This is a genomic window from Pseudomonas sp. S2_E01, assembly GCF_054668365.1.
Window position 1 is genome coordinate 2,751,899 of the sequence record NZ_CP162762.1, and the last position, 17,621, is coordinate 2,769,519.

Genomic DNA, 17,621 nt, shown 5'->3' on the forward strand with positions numbered 1-17,621 from the left:
TACACCGCCATCGTGGGCAAGCCCGCTCCTACAGGGGCTGTTTGTGTCAGCAATACGCGCCGACTAACCGCTTGACCTTGATCAACGCATCGCGCAACGAATCCAGGTCCACCGACCCCAGAGCCAGCCGAATCGCGTGGGGCACGTGTACCGAGGTGGCAAACGGCTCGGCCGTGGACACAGCGACCTGCTGATGCATCAGCTCCACCGCAATTTGATCCGCCCGAGCATCCTCGCCCAGCGGCAGCCACAGAAAGTACGAGGATGGATGCGTCATGCAGCGCAAACCGCTCAATAGTTCGGCGGCCAATGCCTGCCGAGCCTGCGCATCCGCACGTTTTTGCGCTTCCAGTTGAGCGACGGTGCCATCGTCAATCCATCCGCAGGCAATGGCTGTCATCACCCCGGGCGTGTTCCAGGTCGTCGCCCGTATCGCTCGCTCTAACGCCGGCACCTGTTCCAACGGCGCCGCGACAAAGCCCACCCGCAACCCGGTGGCAACATTCTTGGAAAACCCCGATACATACACCGTCCGCTCCGGCGCCAGTTGTGAGACCGGTGAAGGCGCATTCTCCACCAGAAACGCATAGGCCGCGTCTTCGATAATCAAGAGATCATTCTGCCGCGCAATCGCCACCAACCGATTGCGCCACGCCAGATCCATCACCCAACCGCAAGGGTTGTGCAGGGTCGGCATCGTGTACACCGCCCGCACCGAGCGCCTGCGGCACAACACCTCAAGTGCCTGAAGATCCGGCCCATTGTCCGACACCGGTATCGGCACAATCTCCAGATGCAGTGACTGCGCCAGCACCTTGAACCCGGTGTAGGTCACTGCATCCGCCGCAATCACATCCCCTGGCTTGAGCAGCGCCATCATCGTCACCGCCAGGCCATGCTGGGCGCCGCTGACGATCAACACTTGCTCGGCCTCTACGCTTACCCCTCGTGAGACCAGGTGCCGGGCGATCGATGCGCGCTCATGCAAGCGACCGCCATGGGGTTGATAACGCAGATGGGCTTCCAGGTCCCCGGACAATGCCAACTGGCGCAACGCCACGCGCAATAGATCCGCCTGTCCCGGCAGCGACGGATAGTTGAAGTTGAGATCGGCCATCCCCACGGCCACTACGTGTTGGCTCACCCCCTGCCCCATGGGCAGTGACATCTCCCGCACAAAGGTGCCGCGACCGGTCTCGCCACTGACCAGTCCCATGGCCTCCAGCTCGGCATACACCCTGCTGGCGGTCACCAGCGCCAGGCCGTGTTCGGCGGCCAACTGGCGATGCGGCGGCAGACGCGTGCCCGGCGGCAGGCGTCCCGAACGAATGTCGGCGGCGTAGGTGTCGACCAGTGACTTGTAGCGCAAGCGAGGCATCGGTGGACATCCAGGACAATTGGCAGATTGTCTTGATACTCGCTCAGGCCAGGCGCTGTCCAGCCTCTACCTCAGCTGCAGTCCCACAGATGCCCGTCCGCCAGGCGCACACGGCGATGTATCGGTATGCGCAGGGGTGGGTCGCGTCGAGGAACGATCACTACGACGTGCCGGTGTATCCATGACAATTTTTTGATTGTCTGCCCGGCGCGGCCCACGATGCACCCACGGCACCTGCCACCCAACCACCTCCGAGCGAACGCCATGGAACGAGCCACTCACCTCAGCACCCAGCCCCGCGAGAAATCAGCCAGTGGATGGCTGAACGGCCTTATTGGCGTGCTCATTTTCAGCGGCTCCCTGCCCGCTACCCGGGTCGCCGTGCTGGAGTTTGACCCGGTTTTTCTCACGGTCCTGCGCGCCACTATCGCCGGCTTGCTCGCCCTGGGCCTGCTGACCTTGCTCAAGCAACAACGCCCAACGCGCCATCAACTTCTACCGCTGCTGATTGTCGCGCTCGGCGTGGTGGTCGGCTTCCCGCTGCTGACCGCCCTGGCCCTGCAATACGTTACCTCGGCGCACTCCATTGTCTTCATTGGCCTGCTGCCGCTGGCCACCGCTCTTTTCGGCGTCATTCGCACAGGCGAACGGCCACGCCCGGCGTTCTGGCTGTTCTCGATATTGGGCAGCATGCTCGTTTCCGGCTACGCCCTCTCCCAAGGCCTGAGCGCCAACCCCACCGGCGACATCCTCATGCTGCTGGCCGTCTTCGCCTGCGGCCTGGGCTACGCCGAGGGCGCAAAACTGTCACGCACGCTGGGTGGTTGGCAGGTGATTTCCTGGGCCCTGGTGCTGGCATTGCCGGTCATGGTGTTACTAAGCGTGTGGCGTGCACCCGCTTCCTTCACCGGTGTCAGCCTTTCGGCGTGGTTCAGCCTGGGTTATGTATCACTGTTCAGCATGTTGATCGGATTTGTATTCTGGTATCGCGGGTTGGCCCAAGGTGGCATCGCTGCCGTGGGCCAGCTGCAATTACTGCAACCTTTTTTCGGTCTGGCCCTGGCGGCCGGGCTACTGCATGAACACGTGAGCGTTGGCATGATTGCAGTGACGTTGGCGGTCATTGTGTGTGTCGCGGGTGCGAAAAGGTTCTCGAAATAAAACAGCGTATGACCAATCATTTCGAACGAAACGTCCGGCAAACCAAACGACCGGATGGTCACCGTTTTCGATGGCACGCTTGTTCGGCATTCCCGCCTGCTGCCGAAAAATGGTGATCGATGAAACCTCTACTGCTCACCCTGGGCGCACTCCTGATCAGCCCATGTGCCTTCGCCATGGATGGAGAGTCCTGGTACTTCCAGACAAGCGCCTACACCAAACACTGGAAACCCGATCCTGATCACAACAACCGCCAAAAGCTGATCGGCGTAGAACGCAATCGTGAAGACGGCTCGCTTTGGGGAGGCGCGACGTTTCTCAACTCCTTCGACCAGCGCTCGTACTACGGTTATTACGGGCATCGTTGGGTGGCTGACGAGTATCCGGTGTACGCCAAGCTCAGTGGCGGTCTGGTTCATGGCTACAAAGGCAAATACAAGGACCGGATTCCACTCAATCGCTACGGCGTTGCACCGGTACTTGTTCCGGCGATTGGCACGTTTTACGGGCCGGTCGGTGCCGAGCTGGTAATCCTGGGTGGCGCTGCGGCCATGATTAATGTGGGTTACCGGTACTGACCATCGGGCGCCCGATATTTCCAAAGCGCCAAGCCTTCCGCGAGCCTCAGGGTGGCGCGCGTACCACGGGCCGGTTCACTCCATGCGGATACCGGTCAGCCCACCCTCCCCTGAAACCCAGCAATTTCCTCGGTTATTGACTGTAATCATTTTGTCATGATATCAGTTTGGCATTGCGCCAATTTTCGAGTATTTTGCCTTCCATTGTCCGATGTAGAGCTATGGAAAGCAGCAATGACCGCACAACCTTCAGCCGTAATCAAACAAGCGACTTACCTGGGCTACGAAATCCTCGTCGAAACGTTTGGCCCCATCAAAGTGGAACCCCGCGAGGCCCAAAGCCTGCAGAGCCATCACACCACGACCGTTTCGGTCTGGTACGACGGCCAGGAAATCCGGGAGGCGCGCGAGACGCCGGCGCTGAGGTTCGTGACCCGTGAGGATGCTGCAGAGCTGGGTTTGGAAATCGGCCAGATGATCGTCGATCAACGTCGCGAGTCCACCCCATCCAGCGTGACGGCCTTTAAACTGCCGCGTCTGCGGTTTTCGTTGCTCAGCTGACACACCAATGGGCTACTTGTCGTGACGCGGGTCATCCGCGTCATTGATGTACTTGAGCCCCAGAGGCCCGATCCCATACACCTGCGACACATACTCACCGGACTTCGCCCAGTGGAAGTGCGGCGTGTTCGCCGGCAGCACGACCACACTGCCCGGCCCGTAGGCCACAAGTTTGTCGGCGTCGAAGGTGCTGCCCTGGCCGATATAGAACACGCCGGAAATGACGGTATAGATGCGATCTTCCGAGTGGGTATGCGGCATCAGTTTCAAGCCGTTCGGTACTTTGACCCTGACCACATAAGGCCCCGACTGACTCGGGTTGCCAACGATCACCGCCAGTTTGGCGCCGTCGGGGAACGCGGGAAAACCCTGCCATTGCACATCTTCGCTGCGCATTGACGAAAATTGCTTGTTGTCCAGCGCCTCGGCGTTCGCGGGAGCGCAGAGGGTGGTGGTCGTCGCGGCGAGAAGCAAGGCGTGGAGAGCGTGGCGTAAGCCAATGGTTTTCATGTGTGCGTTCCCTCAAAGCTGTCGCGGCGCACCGCCTGCGAACTGGAACGCGATGATAATTTTTGCCCGGGACGCGGATAAATCACGTCCCGGGCACTTCTGTTCTTACACCGCGTAACAAACTATCGAGGGTTGTTACGCAGAATGGAGAAGTTCAGCGCAGCGGCGACACAGAGCCAGGCGAGGTAGGGAAACAGGATCAAACCGGTAATCAGGTCCAGGCGCAGGGCCATGACGACCATGGCCGCGACCACCAGCCACAACACCACCAGAATCACCATCCCCGCCAACACGTGATGCGCGCCGAAGAATACCGGCGTCCACAAGGTGTTGAGCGCGATTTGCGCGGCCCAGAGTGCCAACACGATCTGGCTGCCGGGGATCAGGCTCAAGCGGTAGCCGGCCCAGGCGAGCAGAAGGTAGATGATCGTCCAGGCAACCGGGAACAACCAGTTGGGCGGCGTGAAGCCTGGCTTGACCAGCGACTGGTACCACTCGCCCGGCTTGAACAGCACACCGGTGCTGGCGGCCGCCGCGCAGGCCAGGAGGAAGATGAAGAAGGTCATGGTCATGATCGGTCCCTGTGTCGGTGTATTTGGAACTTGGACGGGTGCTGACCCGTTAAAAGTTCACGGCGTACAAGGTGAAAAAAACCACGCTCCCCCTCGGCGGCCTGATCGACTACCATACGCCGCCGGTTCCCGAACGGGACTAATAGGGAATTCGAAACGCCGCAACGGGCGTCAATCGAAACTGCCCCCGCAACTGTAGGTGCTGAGCCTGCTCCTCGATAGTCACTGGACCTGATCCGGGAAGGCTGGAGCGTGGCGACGACGCATCAGTCAGGAGACCTGCCGGCCAGACAAATCACTAACCGGCGGGGTGTCCGGGGAGGACATCCGTGCCGAGCGGCCTTGCCCTGCTTTTACAGCAGCGTTCGATGGTGTGTTTCCAGACCCGTACCGCGCCCGTTTCAAGTACGGTTCAAATGGAGATTGCCCCATGCTGTTGCCCCGCCTTACTGCGCTGTTCACCAGCCTTGGCCTGTGCGCCTTCGCACAAGCCGCCCCGACGCAGTACCCGCTGACCATCGACAACTGCGGCACTCCCCTCACCTTTGCTCACGCGCCAACCCGCACCGTGACGATTGGCCAGGCCGGCACCGAGATGCTGTATGCCTTGGGCCTGGGCAACAAGGTGGCCGCCACTTCGCTGTGGTTCAACGATGTGCTGCCGGCTTACAAGACGCAAAACGACAAGGTCGAACGCCTGGCGAACAACGAGCCGAGTTTTGAAGCCGTGATCGGCAAGCGTCCGGAACTGGTGACCGTGGAGTTCGAATGGATGGTCGGGCCACAAGGCGCGGTCGGCACCCGTGAACAGTTTCATGAACTGAAGATCGCGACCTACCTGCTCCCGTCCGACTGCGAGGGCAAGGACAATCGGGTAGGCGCCGACGGCACGCGCCTGGAGCCGTTTCGCATTGACACCATTTACAAGAGCATCGAGCAACTGGCACAGATTTTCGACGTGCAGGACCGTGGCGAGCAGTGGGTCACCGAGCTTAAAGCCAAGCTGGCCGCCTCCGTGGCGAAGGTCCAGCAAAAAGGTGTCAAACAGGCCAGTGCCCTGGTGTGGTTTTCCAGCACCGACATGAACGTCGATCCGTTTGTGGCCGGGCACAAGGGCATTCCGGACTTCATGCTCAGCACCCTGGGCGTGCGTAACGTGGTGGACTCCGATGAAGAATGGCCAACCGCGGGCTGGGAAACCATCGCCAAGGCCAACCCGACTTTCCTGGTGATCGCACGCATGGACCGTCGCCGCTTCCCGGCGGATGACCATGAGAAAAAACTGGCCTTCCTGCGCAGCGATCCGGTCACCCGCAACATGGACGCGGTGAAACACAACCGCATCATCATCGTCGACGCCATGGCCCTGCAGGCCAGCGCTCGGATGTTCGACGGCCTCGAGCAACTGGCCACGGCCATCGACGGTTACGATCTACCGAAATGACTGCAACCTTGATACGTACACTGCTTGCGCTGGGGATGCTGTCGCTGGCGGTGCTGGCGGGTGTTGCCATTGGTGAAACGCCCATCGACCCGCTCGTGGTGCTCCAGGTGCTGGCCAATAAACTGTGGGGCGCGGGTTATGCGCTGAACCCCATCGATGAAGGCATCGTCTGGAACTACCGCCTGACCCGCGCGCTGGTGGCCGCCGCTTGCGGCGCCGGGCTGGCGACGTGCGGAGTCATCTTGCAATCCTTGTTGCGCAATCCGTTGGCGGAACCTTATCTGCTGGGCATCAGCGCGGGTGCTTCGACGGGTGCCGTCCTGGTAGCGTTGCTGGGTGTCGGCGCGGGTTTGCTGACGTTGTCGGCGGGGGCCTTTGTCGGCGCCATGACCGCCTTTGCGCTGGTGGTGTTGCTGGCGCGAGTCAGCGGTACGTCGGGGGGGACCGGGCAGATTATCCTGGCGGGCATTGCCGGGTCGCAACTATTCAATGCAATGACCGCATTCCTGATCACCAAGTCCGCCAGTTCCGAGCAGGCGCGCGGCATTCTGTTCTGGTTGCTGGGCAATCTCAGTGGTGTGCGCTGGCCGTCGGTGTGGCTGGCGGTACCGGTGGCCGTCGCTGGCCTGGTCGTGTGTTTATGGCATCGGCGTGCGCTGGATGCGTTTACCTTTGGCGTCGACTCGGCGGCGTCATTGGGCATTGCGGTACGGCGCGTGCAGTTGGTGCTCATTGGTTGCGCAGCGCTGGTGACGGCGGTGATGGTGTCGATTGTCGGCTCCATCGGCTTCGTCGGGCTGGTGATTCCCCATGCGGCTCGGCTGATGCTGGGCACCGGGCATTCGCGGCTGTTACCGGCCAGCGCCTTGGGCGGTGCGTTGTTCCTGATTGCAGCGGATGTGTTATCGCGAACCTTGATCAAGGGTCAGGTGATTCCGGTCGGTGTGATTACCGCACTGGTTGGCGCACCGGTGTTTGCGCTGATTCTGATTGGTCGGAGGAATGCTCGATGAGTGTCTTGAGCTGCTCTGGCCTGGGCTTTCGCGTGCGGGACGCCGAACTGCTCAATGACATTGATCTTGAGGTCCGGTTGGGCGAAACCCTGGGCATCGTCGGCCCGAATGGATCGGGCAAATCGACGCTGCTGAAGTTGCTGGCCGGGTTGCGTGCACCGGCGACCGGAGACGTGCGCCTGGGTGGCCAGCGCTTGGGCGAGCTGTCGCGACGCAGCATCGCGCAGCAGTTGGCAGTGGTCGAGCAACAGGCGGATACCGACGAGGCCATTCGGGTATTTGATGCGGTGGCGTTGGGGCGTACACCGTGGCTGTCAGCGTTGAGCCCATGGTCGAGCGAAGATGACGCCATTGTCCGCCAGGCGTTGCATGACGTGGATGCCGCGCACCTGAGCAAGCGCACCTGGCGCAGCCTGTCGGGTGGCGAGCGCCAACGCGTACACATCGCCCGAGCCCTCGCCCAACGGCCGCAGATCTTGTTGTTGGATGAGCCGACCAATCATCTGGATATCCAGCATCAACTGGCGATTCTTCGCGAGGTGCAGTCATTGCCTGTCACCACATTGATTGCACTGCATGACCTCAATCAGGCGCTGACGTGTGATCGCCTGGCGGTGCTTGATCACGGCCGGTTAGTGGCGCTCGGCAAACCGCTTGAGGTGCTGACGCCGCAACGGTTGCTCGACACCTTTGGCGTGCAGGCACATTACCTGACCGACCCGTTCGATGGCGCGCAGATACTGAGGTTGCGCTCTACCTGATGCAGCGTTGATGCAGGAGCGAGCACGCTCGCGATGGAGTCAGAGCCACCGCCGGGCATCAGGCCGCCAGCGTCTACGCCAACGACCATCGCGAGTGAAACTCCTGCATGTCATGCGTTGATCAGCGAATAAACGCCGCCAGATCGGCATTCAATTTATCGATCGCAGCCTTGAAGTCCTTGGTGCTGATTTTCTCGCTCTCGTTCGACAACTGGGTGCCGAACACCTTGCGCACGACCTTGGCTACGGTCTGGTTGGTCTTGGCGTCGATGAATTCGGCTTCGATGAACAGGTTGGTGTCTTGATCGCGGTAACCGGTAGCCGCCTGAGTCGCCCCGACCACGGCCGCGATAGGGACGACTTCGTACCATTTCATGCCTTCGTTGGACGCACTCACGCCGGTGATCGCGGCACGCAGGATCAGCGCCTTGGAGCCGGCAGGTGCCGTGCTGCTCACCACCCGGTATTTCTGCCCCAGCGTGCTTTTGGCCTTGCCGGTCATGTAACTCTGCAATTCGTCCAGGGTCTGCCGGTTCACCCGTTCGTTGGGCTTGGGCGCCGGATAAAGTTCCAGCCTGTTGAACACCACCGTGTCGTACGCATTCGGATTCCACGACGGGCTGACCCAGCGCATGGCCTTCTCGCCGCTGGTGGTGGTGACTTCACTGAGGTTGTTGTAGTTGGGAAGAAAGCCCGAGTATTGAGCGCGCTCTGTCACTTTCGAGGTACAACCGCCGAGCAACAGAACCGCCAATGTCACGCCGACAAACAGGTTACGGGATAGCTTCATGGGCAATGCTCCTGGAAAATCAGGGTTTGATGAGGAGAACATCTGGAACCGCAAGCTCGCCGTTATCATCGGTTCGCCTGCGCTACGTCACCGCAGAAAATATCGCCGTCGCCATCCGACGGCGCACTGCGCACCACAATCGAATGCGCGCCCGCCAGCAGATGGGTCAACGATATCGGCGCACTGCGATAAAAACTCCACCCCTTGGTCCCGGCATCGCTTCGCGTGTTGACCTGATCGTTCATGGCGAAGGCGACGGGCCCCGGTTGCTGGCAACTGCCCTGGTTGACGAAGCTGTAGAGCCGCGGCGGCAAGATGGTGCCGGTGGGTACACCAGTGATGTAGAAGTTGAAGTTGGTTTTATCGCCCATGTCGGTCAACGTCACGCGACCGACCTGCCCGGCATTCCTGCCGGTGGCTTGCAGCGCCAGGTTCACCGACTGACTGGATGAGTGAGTGCAGCCAAGCAGTCCGGCTGTGATCAACACACCGGTCAGTGTTCTGTTGAGATTCATGACGACCTCCTCCAATGACTCATATCTTCGGCAGCGGCTTGATGGCCGGGGCTGGCTCAACCCTCACTGGGACGGCCTCAGGGGCATTTCCCAACCGCGACAAAGGCGTCACGGAGTAGCCAGCCTGGATCTTCTGCACGGAGGTTTCATCTGAGGGGCCATCGGTTTTGCTGTGACCGATGATCCAGACCACAGCGCTGGGCGCCGGCAGATGAACCAGGCCCACAGGTACGGTTCCGGTCCACCCCGGCGGCGTCACCAGAAAGTGATCGGCTTCGGTTCCCGCCGTGCTCCAGCCAGGCGAAGCCACAACATCGCTCCACATATCGAGCATCGGCAGCAGGTAGACACTTGCCTCGGTGTTCGGCGCCGTCACCACCAGCGGTTCCCGGGTCAGATCGAGCCAGGCGATCGAGTACACCGTATTGGGCGGTACACCCCCTTGATAATCCACCGGCACATACGCCGGCACGCTGAGAAACATGTTCATCGGAACATCGCCCGGCGCCGGAGTGGCCTCAGCTGCGGTAATAGGGGTTTGCGCAAAAACAAGGGAAGCAACGAGGGTTAAAGCAACGGCTGTCAATGTCTGAGATATCAGCATGGCGATCGTCCGTGCGTGGGGGACCTCAACCGGATTCGGTGGAGATAAGGCAACTCTAGACGAACATTTCAGTGCAACATCGTGGTCGGACAATCGGTTGAGTCCAGGCCCACGAACAACTGGAGCTGACTTCCGATTTTCTGGATAATGGCTATATGCCTCCACCTGCCACTGCCCGCTGATAAGGACATCCCGCTCGATGAAGTTGCCGTCCCCTTCCCTGCTCATCGCTTTCGCCCTGTTGCTGCCCTCGACCGCCCAAGCCAACGACGCCACGCTGAGCGATTCGCTCAAGGCTTTCACGCGTTGCGATGCCAGCTTTTTTGCTTGTGTCGACGTCGGATAAATCGAAAAGCGTTTACACCTACACCGCGCTGGATGTCGTGCGCTGATTAAAGCCACCGCCCCCATGGCCGATAACCCCGGCCATGGGTCTGTGCACCACCGGCACACATGATTGACCTGCGATCCGACCAGCCAACAGCCCGATCGCATCAAGGAAGGAAAAGTAACTGTGATCATCGGCATCGACCTGGGCACCACTAACAGCCTCGTGGCGACCTGGGATGGCGAACGCGCCCGGATTCTCCCAAACGCCTTGGGCAACTTCCTGACCCCCAGCGTCGTGGGCCTCGACGACCACGGCCAACTGGTGGCCGGCGAGATCGCTCGTGAGCGGTTGCACACTCACCCGCAACTGACCTCCGCCCTGTTCAAGCGCTACATGGGCAGCGCCCGTGAAACGCGGCTTGGCGGGCGCGCCTATCGGGCGGAAGAACTCTCGGCGATGCTACTGCGCAGCCTCAAGGAAGACGCCGAGCGCGCCTTGGGTGAACCTGTTCACGAAGCGGTGATCAGTGTGCCGGCGTACTTCAGCGACGCCCAGCGCAAGGCCGCACGCATCGCCGGCGAATTGGCCGGGCTGAAAATTGAAAAATTGATCAACGAACCCACTGCTGCGGCCCTGGCCTATGGTTTGGAACAGCGCAACGAAGCCACCTTCCTGGTATTCGACCTCGGTGGCGGCACCTTTGACGTGTCCATCCTGGAACTGTTCGAAGGGGTGATGGAAGTTCGCGCCAGCGCCGGCGATAACTTCCTCGGCGGTGAAGATTTCGATGACCTGCTGGTGGAGCATTTCATTAACAAAATCGGTGCGGCCGACCTGCCCGACACCACCCAGCCCGCGATTGCCCAGCGCCTGCGACGCGAAGCGCAGCAGGTCCGCCATGCGCTGGGGCAGGCACAGGTCACAGCCTTTACCCTTCGCGAGCAATCCCGCGAGTGGAGCATTGAACTGACCCAAGGCGAACTGGCGGAGATTGTCCGCCCGTTGCTGGACCGTTTGCGTGCGCCGATCGAACGAGCGCTGCGTGATGCCCGGATCAAGGTCGCGGACCTCGACGAAATCCTGCTGGTGGGCGGCACAACGCGCATGCCACTGGTGCGCAAGCTGGTTGCCTCCCTGTTCGGGCGCATTCCGGCCATGCAGCTCAACCCGGATGAAGTCGTCGCACAAGGTGCGGCCATTCAGGCTGCACTTCAGGCGCGCCACGCATCACTGGAAGAAGTCGTACTGACCGATGTCTGCCCGTACACCCTGGGCATCGAGACGTCAGTGCGCCAAGGTGCGGGTTTCCAGAACGGCCATTACCTGCCGATCATCGAGCGCAACACCGTCGTGCCGGTGAGCCGTTCCCGCACGGTGTACACCCTCAGCGACAACCAGAAAGTGGTCACACTGGGGATCTATCAGGGCGAAAGCCGCATGGTCAGCCACAACATTTTCCTCGGTGAACTGGAAATCCCGGTACCACCGCGCAAGGCCGGTGAGGTCGCCCTGGACGTACGGTTCACCTACGACAACAACGGCTTGCTCGAAGCCCAGGTCCACCTGCCCATCAACGGCGAAACCCGCAAGCTGGTGATAGAGAACAACCCCGGTGTACTGGCGCCCGATGAAATCGCCCAGCGCCTGTCGGCCCTCGAAGCGCTGAAAGTGCATCCCCGCGACCAGCAGGTCAATACCCTGTTGCTGGCTCGACTCGACCGTCTGTATCAGGAAAGCCTGGGCGATGGCCGCGAGCACATTGCGCAGCTGGCGAACTATTTCCAGCGGACGCTCGACACCCAGGACGAACGTCAGATCCGCGAAGCACGCAGCGACATCACCCAGCGCCTGGCGCACTTCGAGCGGGAGATCTGAGCCGTCATGAGCCATTGGCAGTTGCTCGATTTGACCCCGGACGCGGACGAACGCAGCATCAAGCGTGCGTACGCCCGGCTGCTTAAAACCTGCCGCCCGGACGATGACCCTGAAGCGTTCCAGCGCCTGCGTGAAGCCTATGAAACGTCGTTGGCCGAGGCTCGCTGGCGTGCGGACGCTGACGAGGAGCATGACGAGGACGTCATGGTTGCTCCTTTGGCCGTGCCGATCCCGGAACACGCCACGCCGGCCCCCACCCTTGGGCACGTCGAGTCGACGATCACCATCAATCCTCCAGAACCTTCCCTGGAGCGCATGCAGCAATGGCTGACCGACGGCAAGGAGCGCCAGGTGGTCGACGCGTTGCGCCACTGGCTGGCCAGTGAATGGCTACTCCCTTTTGAGCGCCGCCAGCAGTTCGAACAGTGGGTACTGGAGTGGCTGGAAGACGCACCCGATTGGTCCCCTGGTTTCTTCGAAGGCGTGTGCCAGGCGATGGGTTGGGATGAAAACCAAGGTAACCTGCCGTGCGAGTACTGGCGTTGGGATCGCCTGATCCGGCGCTGCGAAATCCAGGCCATGGAACAAACCGTGCGCGCCGACCTCGGCAAATACGAGGCAGACAAGGTCCATGGACAGGCTGCTGCCTTGCTGCTCGGGCCCATGAGCGACGAGCAGCGCCGGGGCATGGCTGATGCCTTCACCGCGCTCGACTGGCAGCGCTTTTCCCAGTTGGCGGAAACCATCGAATACCAATACCCCGAGTTGCCTGAGCGCCTTGGCCTCAAGCCACTCGACAACTGGCGCGATTGGCTGCCCGCTACCAGTTACAGTGGGGCCTCGCTTTTCCTTTGGTTCAGCCTGTCGGTTTTGCTCATCGTTTCGCTGCTCGCCGGCCCCCGGAAAGGAAACGGTCTGGGTGCCTTGCTGCTGATGCCGTTGTTCGTCCCGGCGCTGTTGTGGATTGGCAACAAGGTCTATCAGGTGTGGCACACCGGGGCTGTATTTGCAGGCCATGTGGATGTGCGGCTCAGTCGATGGTTACTCCCGTCTCGGATGTACCGGCAAGGTGCCGGTCTTCTGCTGCTGCGCCACATAATCCCCTGCGTCGTACCCGCCGGCCTCGCATTCCTCTGGTCCGAGCATGTGACGTGGTTGCAGTGGGTCAGCCCGGTCGTGGTTTTCCTGGGCACGCTTTATTTCACCAACGCGGCGCTGAGCGGCGGCAAGCCTTCACTGTGGGCCCGTGGTATACGAGCGATCAAGCTGAAGGTGGGGCGACTACCCTGGCACCTGATCCAGAGCAAAGGCATGCTGATTTTGATCGCCGTTGCGCTGATGGCGGCCTGGGTGTATTCGAAGATGAAGGGGGTGGTGTAGAGGCTGTCGCTACACCGGCAGCCCCCGATACGCCATTAGTGTGCTGTCCATGACGCGCCGTCGATCACAACGCCGGACGCTGCAGGTTGACCCATTCCTGCACCGCAGGCCGCTGCCACTGCCGTTGCGCATATTCAACCAGTGCCGGCGGCACGCGATCACCGTTGAGGATCAATCGGTTGAGCATCACCGCCAGGTCGACGTCGGCGATCGACCATTGACCGAACAGGAATGGGCGACCGTCGGCCAGCAGCGCCTGTGCTGCACCGATCAACTTGCGCGCGGCCGACTCGGCGGCTGGTGAAAGCGGGCCATATTGCTCGCCGTAAAACACCACCAGGGTGGATCGTTCCTGACGAATCGGCAACAGGTCGCTGCGCAGCCAGGCCTGGACTTGCCGGGCTTTCGCGCGCTGCTTCGCGTCCTGCGGGTACACCGGCAACTGAGGGTAAACGTCTTCCAGGTACTCGGTGATGGCGGAGGATTCCGACAAGGCAAAATCGCCCTGCTCCAGCGTAGGCACGCGCTGGGTCAACGACAGGTTGGCGTAGTCTGCGGACTGATTTTCGCAGGCATCAAGGTCCAGCGTACTCAGCTCAAAATCGATGCCCTTCTCGCGAAGCACCACAAAAGCGGACATCGCATAAGGGCTGGTGAATTGAGCATCAACGTACAAGCGCAGGGGGGAATGGTTCACCGCGGTCATCTCCATATGCATGAAGCCGCTAAGCTACGAGATCCATTGCCATAAATGAAATGCATGATTTTCATGGGCGTATTCCCTTGCGGAATACGCGGATGCGTGTGACGTCCAGCCCAGAAAATTCCGTGTCGATTTTCCGGTGGTGACCTGCCCCGGTGGGCCGTATGCTCAGCCCATGAACCTACAAAATGCGATGCTCCCACCCCACGCCGAAATGGTTCGCGCCATGCTCGAGCGCGACACCACCTACGAAGGGGTGTTCTTCACGGCGGTCAAGACCACCGGCATTTTCTGCCGCCCCAGTTGCACGGCGCGCAAACCAAAGCCGGAGAACGTCGAGTTCTTCGCCCATGCCGATGAGTGCCTGTCCGCGGGTTACCGCGCCTGTTTGCGCTGCAAACCGCTGGATGCCGCCGCCATCGCGCCAGACTGGGTGAAAACACTGCTCAAGGCCGTGGACGTCGCCCCCGACCTGCGCTGGACCGATGCACACTTGTTGGCCGAGGGCATCGAGCCGTTGAAGCTGCGACGTTGGTTCAAGCAACACATGGGCATGACGTTTCATGCATGGCTGCGCACCCGGCGCCTGGGCGTGGCGTTGGGCGGGATCAAACAGGGAGATTCCATCGACGGTGCGGCCTTTGATTCGGGTTATGAATCCCTCAGCGGCTTTCGGGACGCCTTTCAGAAGTCCTTCCACATCACTCCCGGCCGTACGGCCAACAGTGAACCCTTGCTGTTCACCCGCCTGACGACACCGCTGGGACCGATGATCGCCATGGCCGAACGGCGCGGGCTGGTGCTGCTGGAGTTCCTGGACCGGCCGGCATTGACCGGCGAAGTGCAAGCCCTGCAAAACCGCTATGGCTATGCGGTAGCGCCTGGACACAACGCGCATTTGCAGCAAATAGAGGATGAACTGGCCCGCTACTTCGACGGGAAAATGAGCGAATTCAAGGTGCCATTGCATATGCCCGGCAGCGAGTTTTCCCGGCAAGTCTGGGCAGAACTTGGGAAAATCCCTTTTGGCCAGACCAGTACCTACGGCACCATCGCTGCCCTGCTGGGCAAACCTGGTGCCAGCCGTGCCGTGGGCCTGGCCAACGGGCATAACCGCATTTCCATCGTTGTGCCTTGCCACCGGGTGATTGGCGCGGATGGCTCCTTGACCGGTTATGGTGGTGGGCAGCCCCGCAAGGCGTTTCTGCTGCGGCTGGAAAATGCAGCCGTGCAAGTCACGCAACAACTGGCGTTTTAAAGCCTATGCAAGGAAACCACGTCTGAGCACCCTGCCCGATCCCTATCAGCCGGCGAGCGAATGGCTCGCCACCCTCGACCCCGACTGGGCGCGCCATATCGCGGCCATCGGCCCCTGCCTGCACCAACCGCACCCCGCCCGTGATCCCTACGAATCATTGGTGCGGGCGATTGCCTATCAACAACTGCACGCCCGCGCCGGGGATGCGATTATCGGGCGGCTCCGAGGTTTGTTCGAGGCCCAAAGCTTCCCACGGCCAGAGCAGATTCTGGCCACCCAGTTCGATGACCTGCGCGCGTGTGGCTTTTCCGCCAACAAGATCGCAACCATTCAGGGCATCGCCCAGGCAACGCTTGACGCAGTGGTGCCGGACTATGCGACCGCCCTGGGCATGGACGATGAAGCGCTGATCGAAAGGCTGACCCGTCTGCGCGGCGTCGGGCGCTGGACGGTCGAGATGCTGCTGATCTACAGCCTGGAACGCATGGATATCCTGCCCGCCGACGACTTCGGCGTGCGTGAGGGGTATCGGCGGTTGAAAGGATGGGAGGTGCAGCCAACGCGCAAGCAGATCATGACGATAGGCTTGGCGTGGCAGCCCTATCGCACGGTGGCAGCGTGGTATCTGTGGCGGGTGCCCGGACGATAGACCGCGTCATGGTCCCGCCATCGCGACTCAATCGCTGCTTCAGATCCTGATGGGAGCGAGGCCGCTCCCTTCAGGATCAATCGAAGGCAATCAGGCGCTGAGGGAGTAGATCAATGCCGTGATCGCCACGAGCCCGACAGCCACCACAAACACGTTCGATGCCTGGCCGCGGTAAGGGGCCATGGCCGGAACCTTGCGGATCGCGTACATCGGCATCAGAAACAGGATGGCTGCAATCACCGGCCCACCCAGGGTTTCAATCATGCCCAGGATGCTCGGGTTCAGCGTCGCGACGATCCAGCACACCACCAGCATGAAAGCGGCGGTCATGCGGTCCAGGGTTTTGGGCGCTGGGCGTTTGCCGCTCTTGACGATCAGGCCCTTGAGGCCTTCGCTGGCACCGATGTAGTGGCCAAGGAACGACTTGGAAATCGCCACGAACGCAATCAACGGCGCCGCAAACGCGATGGTCGGATTGCTGAAATGGTTCGCCAGGTACGACAGGATCGACAGGTTTTGCGCCTTGGCTTCGACCAGCTGCGCGGGCGACAGGGTCAGCACGCAGCTGAAGACGAAGAACAGCACCATCACCACCATCAACAGGTGCGCGCGAGACAGTATCTGCGAACTGCGCTCTTCGGCGTGCTCGCCATAACGACGTTTCTGGTCCACGGCGAACGCCGAGATGATCGGCGAATGGTTGAACGAGAACACCATCACCGGAATGGCCAGCCACAACGTGTGCAGCAGCGACGACGGCTCAGGCACCGTGCTGACCGTGGTGAGGATGCCACCGTTCCAGTGCGGAACCAGGAACACCGCGAGAAACAGCAGCGCCACGATAAACGGATACACCATCAGGCTCATGGCCTTGACGATTGCCTGTTCGCCGCAACGCACCACCGCCAGCAGGCCGAGAATCAACACAAACGACAGCACCGCGCGCGGGGGTGGCGTGATGTGCAGTTGGTGTTCAAGGAAACTGCCCACGGTGTTGGTCAGCGCCACGCTGTAAATCAACAGGATGGGGAAGATCGCAAAAAAGTACAGCAACGTGATCAGCGCACCGGCCTTGATGCCAAAGTGTTCTTCCACCACTTCGGTGATGTCCGCGCCTTCGCGGCCGGACAATACAAAACGGGTGAGTCCGCGATGGGCGTAGAACGTCATGGGAAATGCCAGCAGCGCCAGGACCAGCAGCGGCCAGAAGCCGCCGAGGCCCGCATTGATCGGCAAAAACAGGGTGCCGGCGCCGATGGCCGTGCCAAACAGGCCCAGCATCCAGGTGGTGTCATGACGATTCCAGCCTTCAAGGCTGACAGGTTTCGCCGCTGCATAGCGTTCGCTGACGCTATTGGCCTGATCATTCAACCGGTGGGATCTCCGCATTCCGGTCGGTTGCTACCCGGCCAGGACGAGTCGGAAAACCCGACAGGCAGTGCCCTGGCCGAAACAGGGGCGCGATTGTCCGGGATTAATCAACAGAAGCAAAGACTTAGCTGAGCAACGGCGTTACGGATCAGATGAAATGCCACGTG

At 61.0% G+C, this 17,621-nt stretch carries 19 protein-coding genes and 1 riboswitch; of the genes, 11 read left to right on the forward strand and 8 right to left on the reverse strand.

Annotated elements, in window-relative coordinates; all coding sequences use genetic code 11:
* Positions 1 to 46 precede the first annotated feature (46 nt).
* A complete protein-coding gene (locus AB4O36_RS12465; protein WP_460141902.1) occupies positions 47 to 1,378 on the reverse strand; it encodes an aminotransferase-like domain-containing protein in 1,332 nt (443 codons plus the stop codon).
* A 264-nt stretch (positions 1,379 to 1,642) separates the two neighbouring features.
* Between AB4O36_RS12465 and AB4O36_RS12470 the strand changes: the two genes are divergently transcribed.
* From AB4O36_RS12470 to AB4O36_RS12480, 3 genes are all read left to right on the forward strand, one after another.
* Positions 1,643 to 2,539, forward strand: coding sequence for a DMT family transporter (locus AB4O36_RS12470; protein ID WP_460141903.1), 897 nt, complete (start codon positions 1,643 to 1,645; stop codon positions 2,537 to 2,539).
* Between the two features lie 119 nt (positions 2,540 to 2,658).
* Positions 2,659 to 3,117, forward strand: coding sequence for a sn-glycerol-3-phosphate transporter (locus AB4O36_RS12475; RefSeq protein ID WP_460125565.1), 459 nt, complete (start codon positions 2,659 to 2,661; stop codon positions 3,115 to 3,117).
* Positions 3,118 to 3,351: 234 nt separating this feature from the next.
* On the forward strand, positions 3,352 to 3,678 hold the full coding sequence (locus AB4O36_RS12480) for a hypothetical protein (protein ID WP_460125567.1): 327 nt from the start codon (positions 3,352 to 3,354) through the stop codon (positions 3,676 to 3,678).
* 12 nt (positions 3,679 to 3,690) lie between these two features.
* Here AB4O36_RS12480 and AB4O36_RS12485 read toward each other — a convergent pair whose 3' ends face one another.
* Both AB4O36_RS12485 and tspO read right to left on the reverse strand, forming a co-directional pair.
* Entirely contained in the window at positions 3,691 to 4,188 is a 498-nt protein-coding gene (locus AB4O36_RS12485) for a cupin domain-containing protein (protein ID WP_460141904.1), read from the reverse strand.
* A 122-nt stretch (positions 4,189 to 4,310) separates the two neighbouring features.
* A complete protein-coding gene (gene tspO, locus AB4O36_RS12490) occupies positions 4,311 to 4,754 on the reverse strand; it encodes a tryptophan-rich sensory protein TspO (protein ID WP_460126716.1) in 444 nt (147 codons plus the stop codon).
* Positions 4,755 to 4,866: 112 nt separating this feature from the next.
* Positions 4,867 to 5,061, forward strand: a riboswitch (cobalamin riboswitch).
* A gap of 129 nt (positions 5,062 to 5,190) precedes the next feature.
* On the opposite strand from tspO, the gene AB4O36_RS12495 reads away from it, so the two are divergent.
* From AB4O36_RS12495 to AB4O36_RS12505, 3 genes are read left to right on the forward strand one after another with little or no spacing between them, the layout of a single operon-like run.
* Positions 5,191 to 6,204, forward strand: coding sequence for an ABC transporter substrate-binding protein (locus tag AB4O36_RS12495; protein ID WP_460141905.1), 1,014 nt, complete (start codon positions 5,191 to 5,193; stop codon positions 6,202 to 6,204).
* 8 nt (positions 6,205 to 6,212) lie between these two features.
* A complete protein-coding gene (locus AB4O36_RS12500) occupies positions 6,213 to 7,217 on the forward strand; it encodes a FecCD family ABC transporter permease (protein ID WP_460142140.1) in 1,005 nt (334 codons plus the stop codon).
* On the forward strand, positions 7,214 to 7,978 hold the full coding sequence (locus tag AB4O36_RS12505) for an ABC transporter ATP-binding protein (RefSeq protein WP_460125573.1): 765 nt from the start codon (positions 7,214 to 7,216) through the stop codon (positions 7,976 to 7,978). Before AB4O36_RS12500 ends, AB4O36_RS12505 begins: the two co-directional genes overlap by 4 nt.
* Before the next feature lie 121 nt (positions 7,979 to 8,099).
* On the opposite strand, the gene AB4O36_RS12510 is transcribed toward AB4O36_RS12505, so the two are convergent.
* The 3 genes from AB4O36_RS12510 to AB4O36_RS12520 form a co-directional block, all read right to left on the reverse strand.
* Entirely contained in the window at positions 8,100 to 8,768 is a 669-nt protein-coding gene (locus AB4O36_RS12510; protein ID WP_460125575.1) for a DUF3313 domain-containing protein, read from the reverse strand.
* A 65-nt stretch (positions 8,769 to 8,833) separates the two neighbouring features.
* Positions 8,834 to 9,283, reverse strand: a complete 450-nt coding sequence (locus AB4O36_RS12515) for a hypothetical protein (RefSeq protein ID WP_460125577.1) — start codon at positions 9,281 to 9,283, stop codon at positions 8,834 to 8,836.
* A gap of 19 nt (positions 9,284 to 9,302) precedes the next feature.
* Entirely contained in the window at positions 9,303 to 9,773 is a 471-nt protein-coding gene (locus AB4O36_RS12520) for a DUF1254 domain-containing protein (RefSeq protein ID WP_460125579.1), read from the reverse strand.
* 313 nt (positions 9,774 to 10,086) lie between these two features.
* Here AB4O36_RS12520 and AB4O36_RS12525 point away from each other — a divergent pair, with 313 nt between their 5' ends.
* From AB4O36_RS12525 to AB4O36_RS12535, 3 genes are all read left to right on the forward strand, one after another.
* Positions 10,087 to 10,233 (forward strand): hypothetical protein, encoded by a 147-nt coding sequence (locus tag AB4O36_RS12525; RefSeq protein WP_460141906.1) that lies wholly within the window; start codon positions 10,087 to 10,089, stop codon positions 10,231 to 10,233.
* A 168-nt stretch (positions 10,234 to 10,401) separates the two neighbouring features.
* Complete coding sequence (locus tag AB4O36_RS12530) at positions 10,402 to 12,093, forward strand: Hsp70 family protein (protein ID WP_460141907.1); 1,692 nt, start codon at positions 10,402 to 10,404, stop codon at positions 12,091 to 12,093.
* A 6-nt stretch (positions 12,094 to 12,099) separates the two neighbouring features.
* Entirely contained in the window at positions 12,100 to 13,473 is a 1,374-nt protein-coding gene (locus AB4O36_RS12535) for a J domain-containing protein (protein ID WP_460125585.1), read from the forward strand.
* A 64-nt stretch (positions 13,474 to 13,537) separates the two neighbouring features.
* Here AB4O36_RS12535 and yfcF read toward each other — a convergent pair whose 3' ends face one another.
* Complete coding sequence (gene yfcF, locus AB4O36_RS12540; RefSeq protein WP_460125587.1) at positions 13,538 to 14,170, reverse strand: glutathione transferase; 633 nt, start codon at positions 14,168 to 14,170, stop codon at positions 13,538 to 13,540.
* 181 nt (positions 14,171 to 14,351) lie between these two features.
* Between yfcF and AB4O36_RS12545 the strand changes: the two genes are divergently transcribed.
* Both AB4O36_RS12545 and AB4O36_RS12550 read left to right on the forward strand, forming a co-directional pair.
* Positions 14,352 to 15,434, forward strand: coding sequence for a bifunctional transcriptional activator/DNA repair enzyme AdaA (locus tag AB4O36_RS12545; protein ID WP_460125589.1), 1,083 nt, complete (start codon positions 14,352 to 14,354; stop codon positions 15,432 to 15,434).
* A 31-nt stretch (positions 15,435 to 15,465) separates the two neighbouring features.
* The gene (locus AB4O36_RS12550) at positions 15,466 to 16,083 is read left to right on the forward strand and encodes a DNA-3-methyladenine glycosylase family protein (RefSeq protein WP_460126720.1); all 618 of its coding nucleotides are present in this window, start codon (positions 15,466 to 15,468) and stop codon (positions 16,081 to 16,083) included.
* A 90-nt stretch (positions 16,084 to 16,173) separates the two neighbouring features.
* Here AB4O36_RS12550 and AB4O36_RS12555 read toward each other — a convergent pair whose 3' ends face one another.
* A complete protein-coding gene (locus AB4O36_RS12555) occupies positions 16,174 to 17,454 on the reverse strand; it encodes an HAAAP family serine/threonine permease (protein ID WP_460125591.1) in 1,281 nt (426 codons plus the stop codon).
* Positions 17,455 to 17,621: the final 167 nt, after the last annotated feature.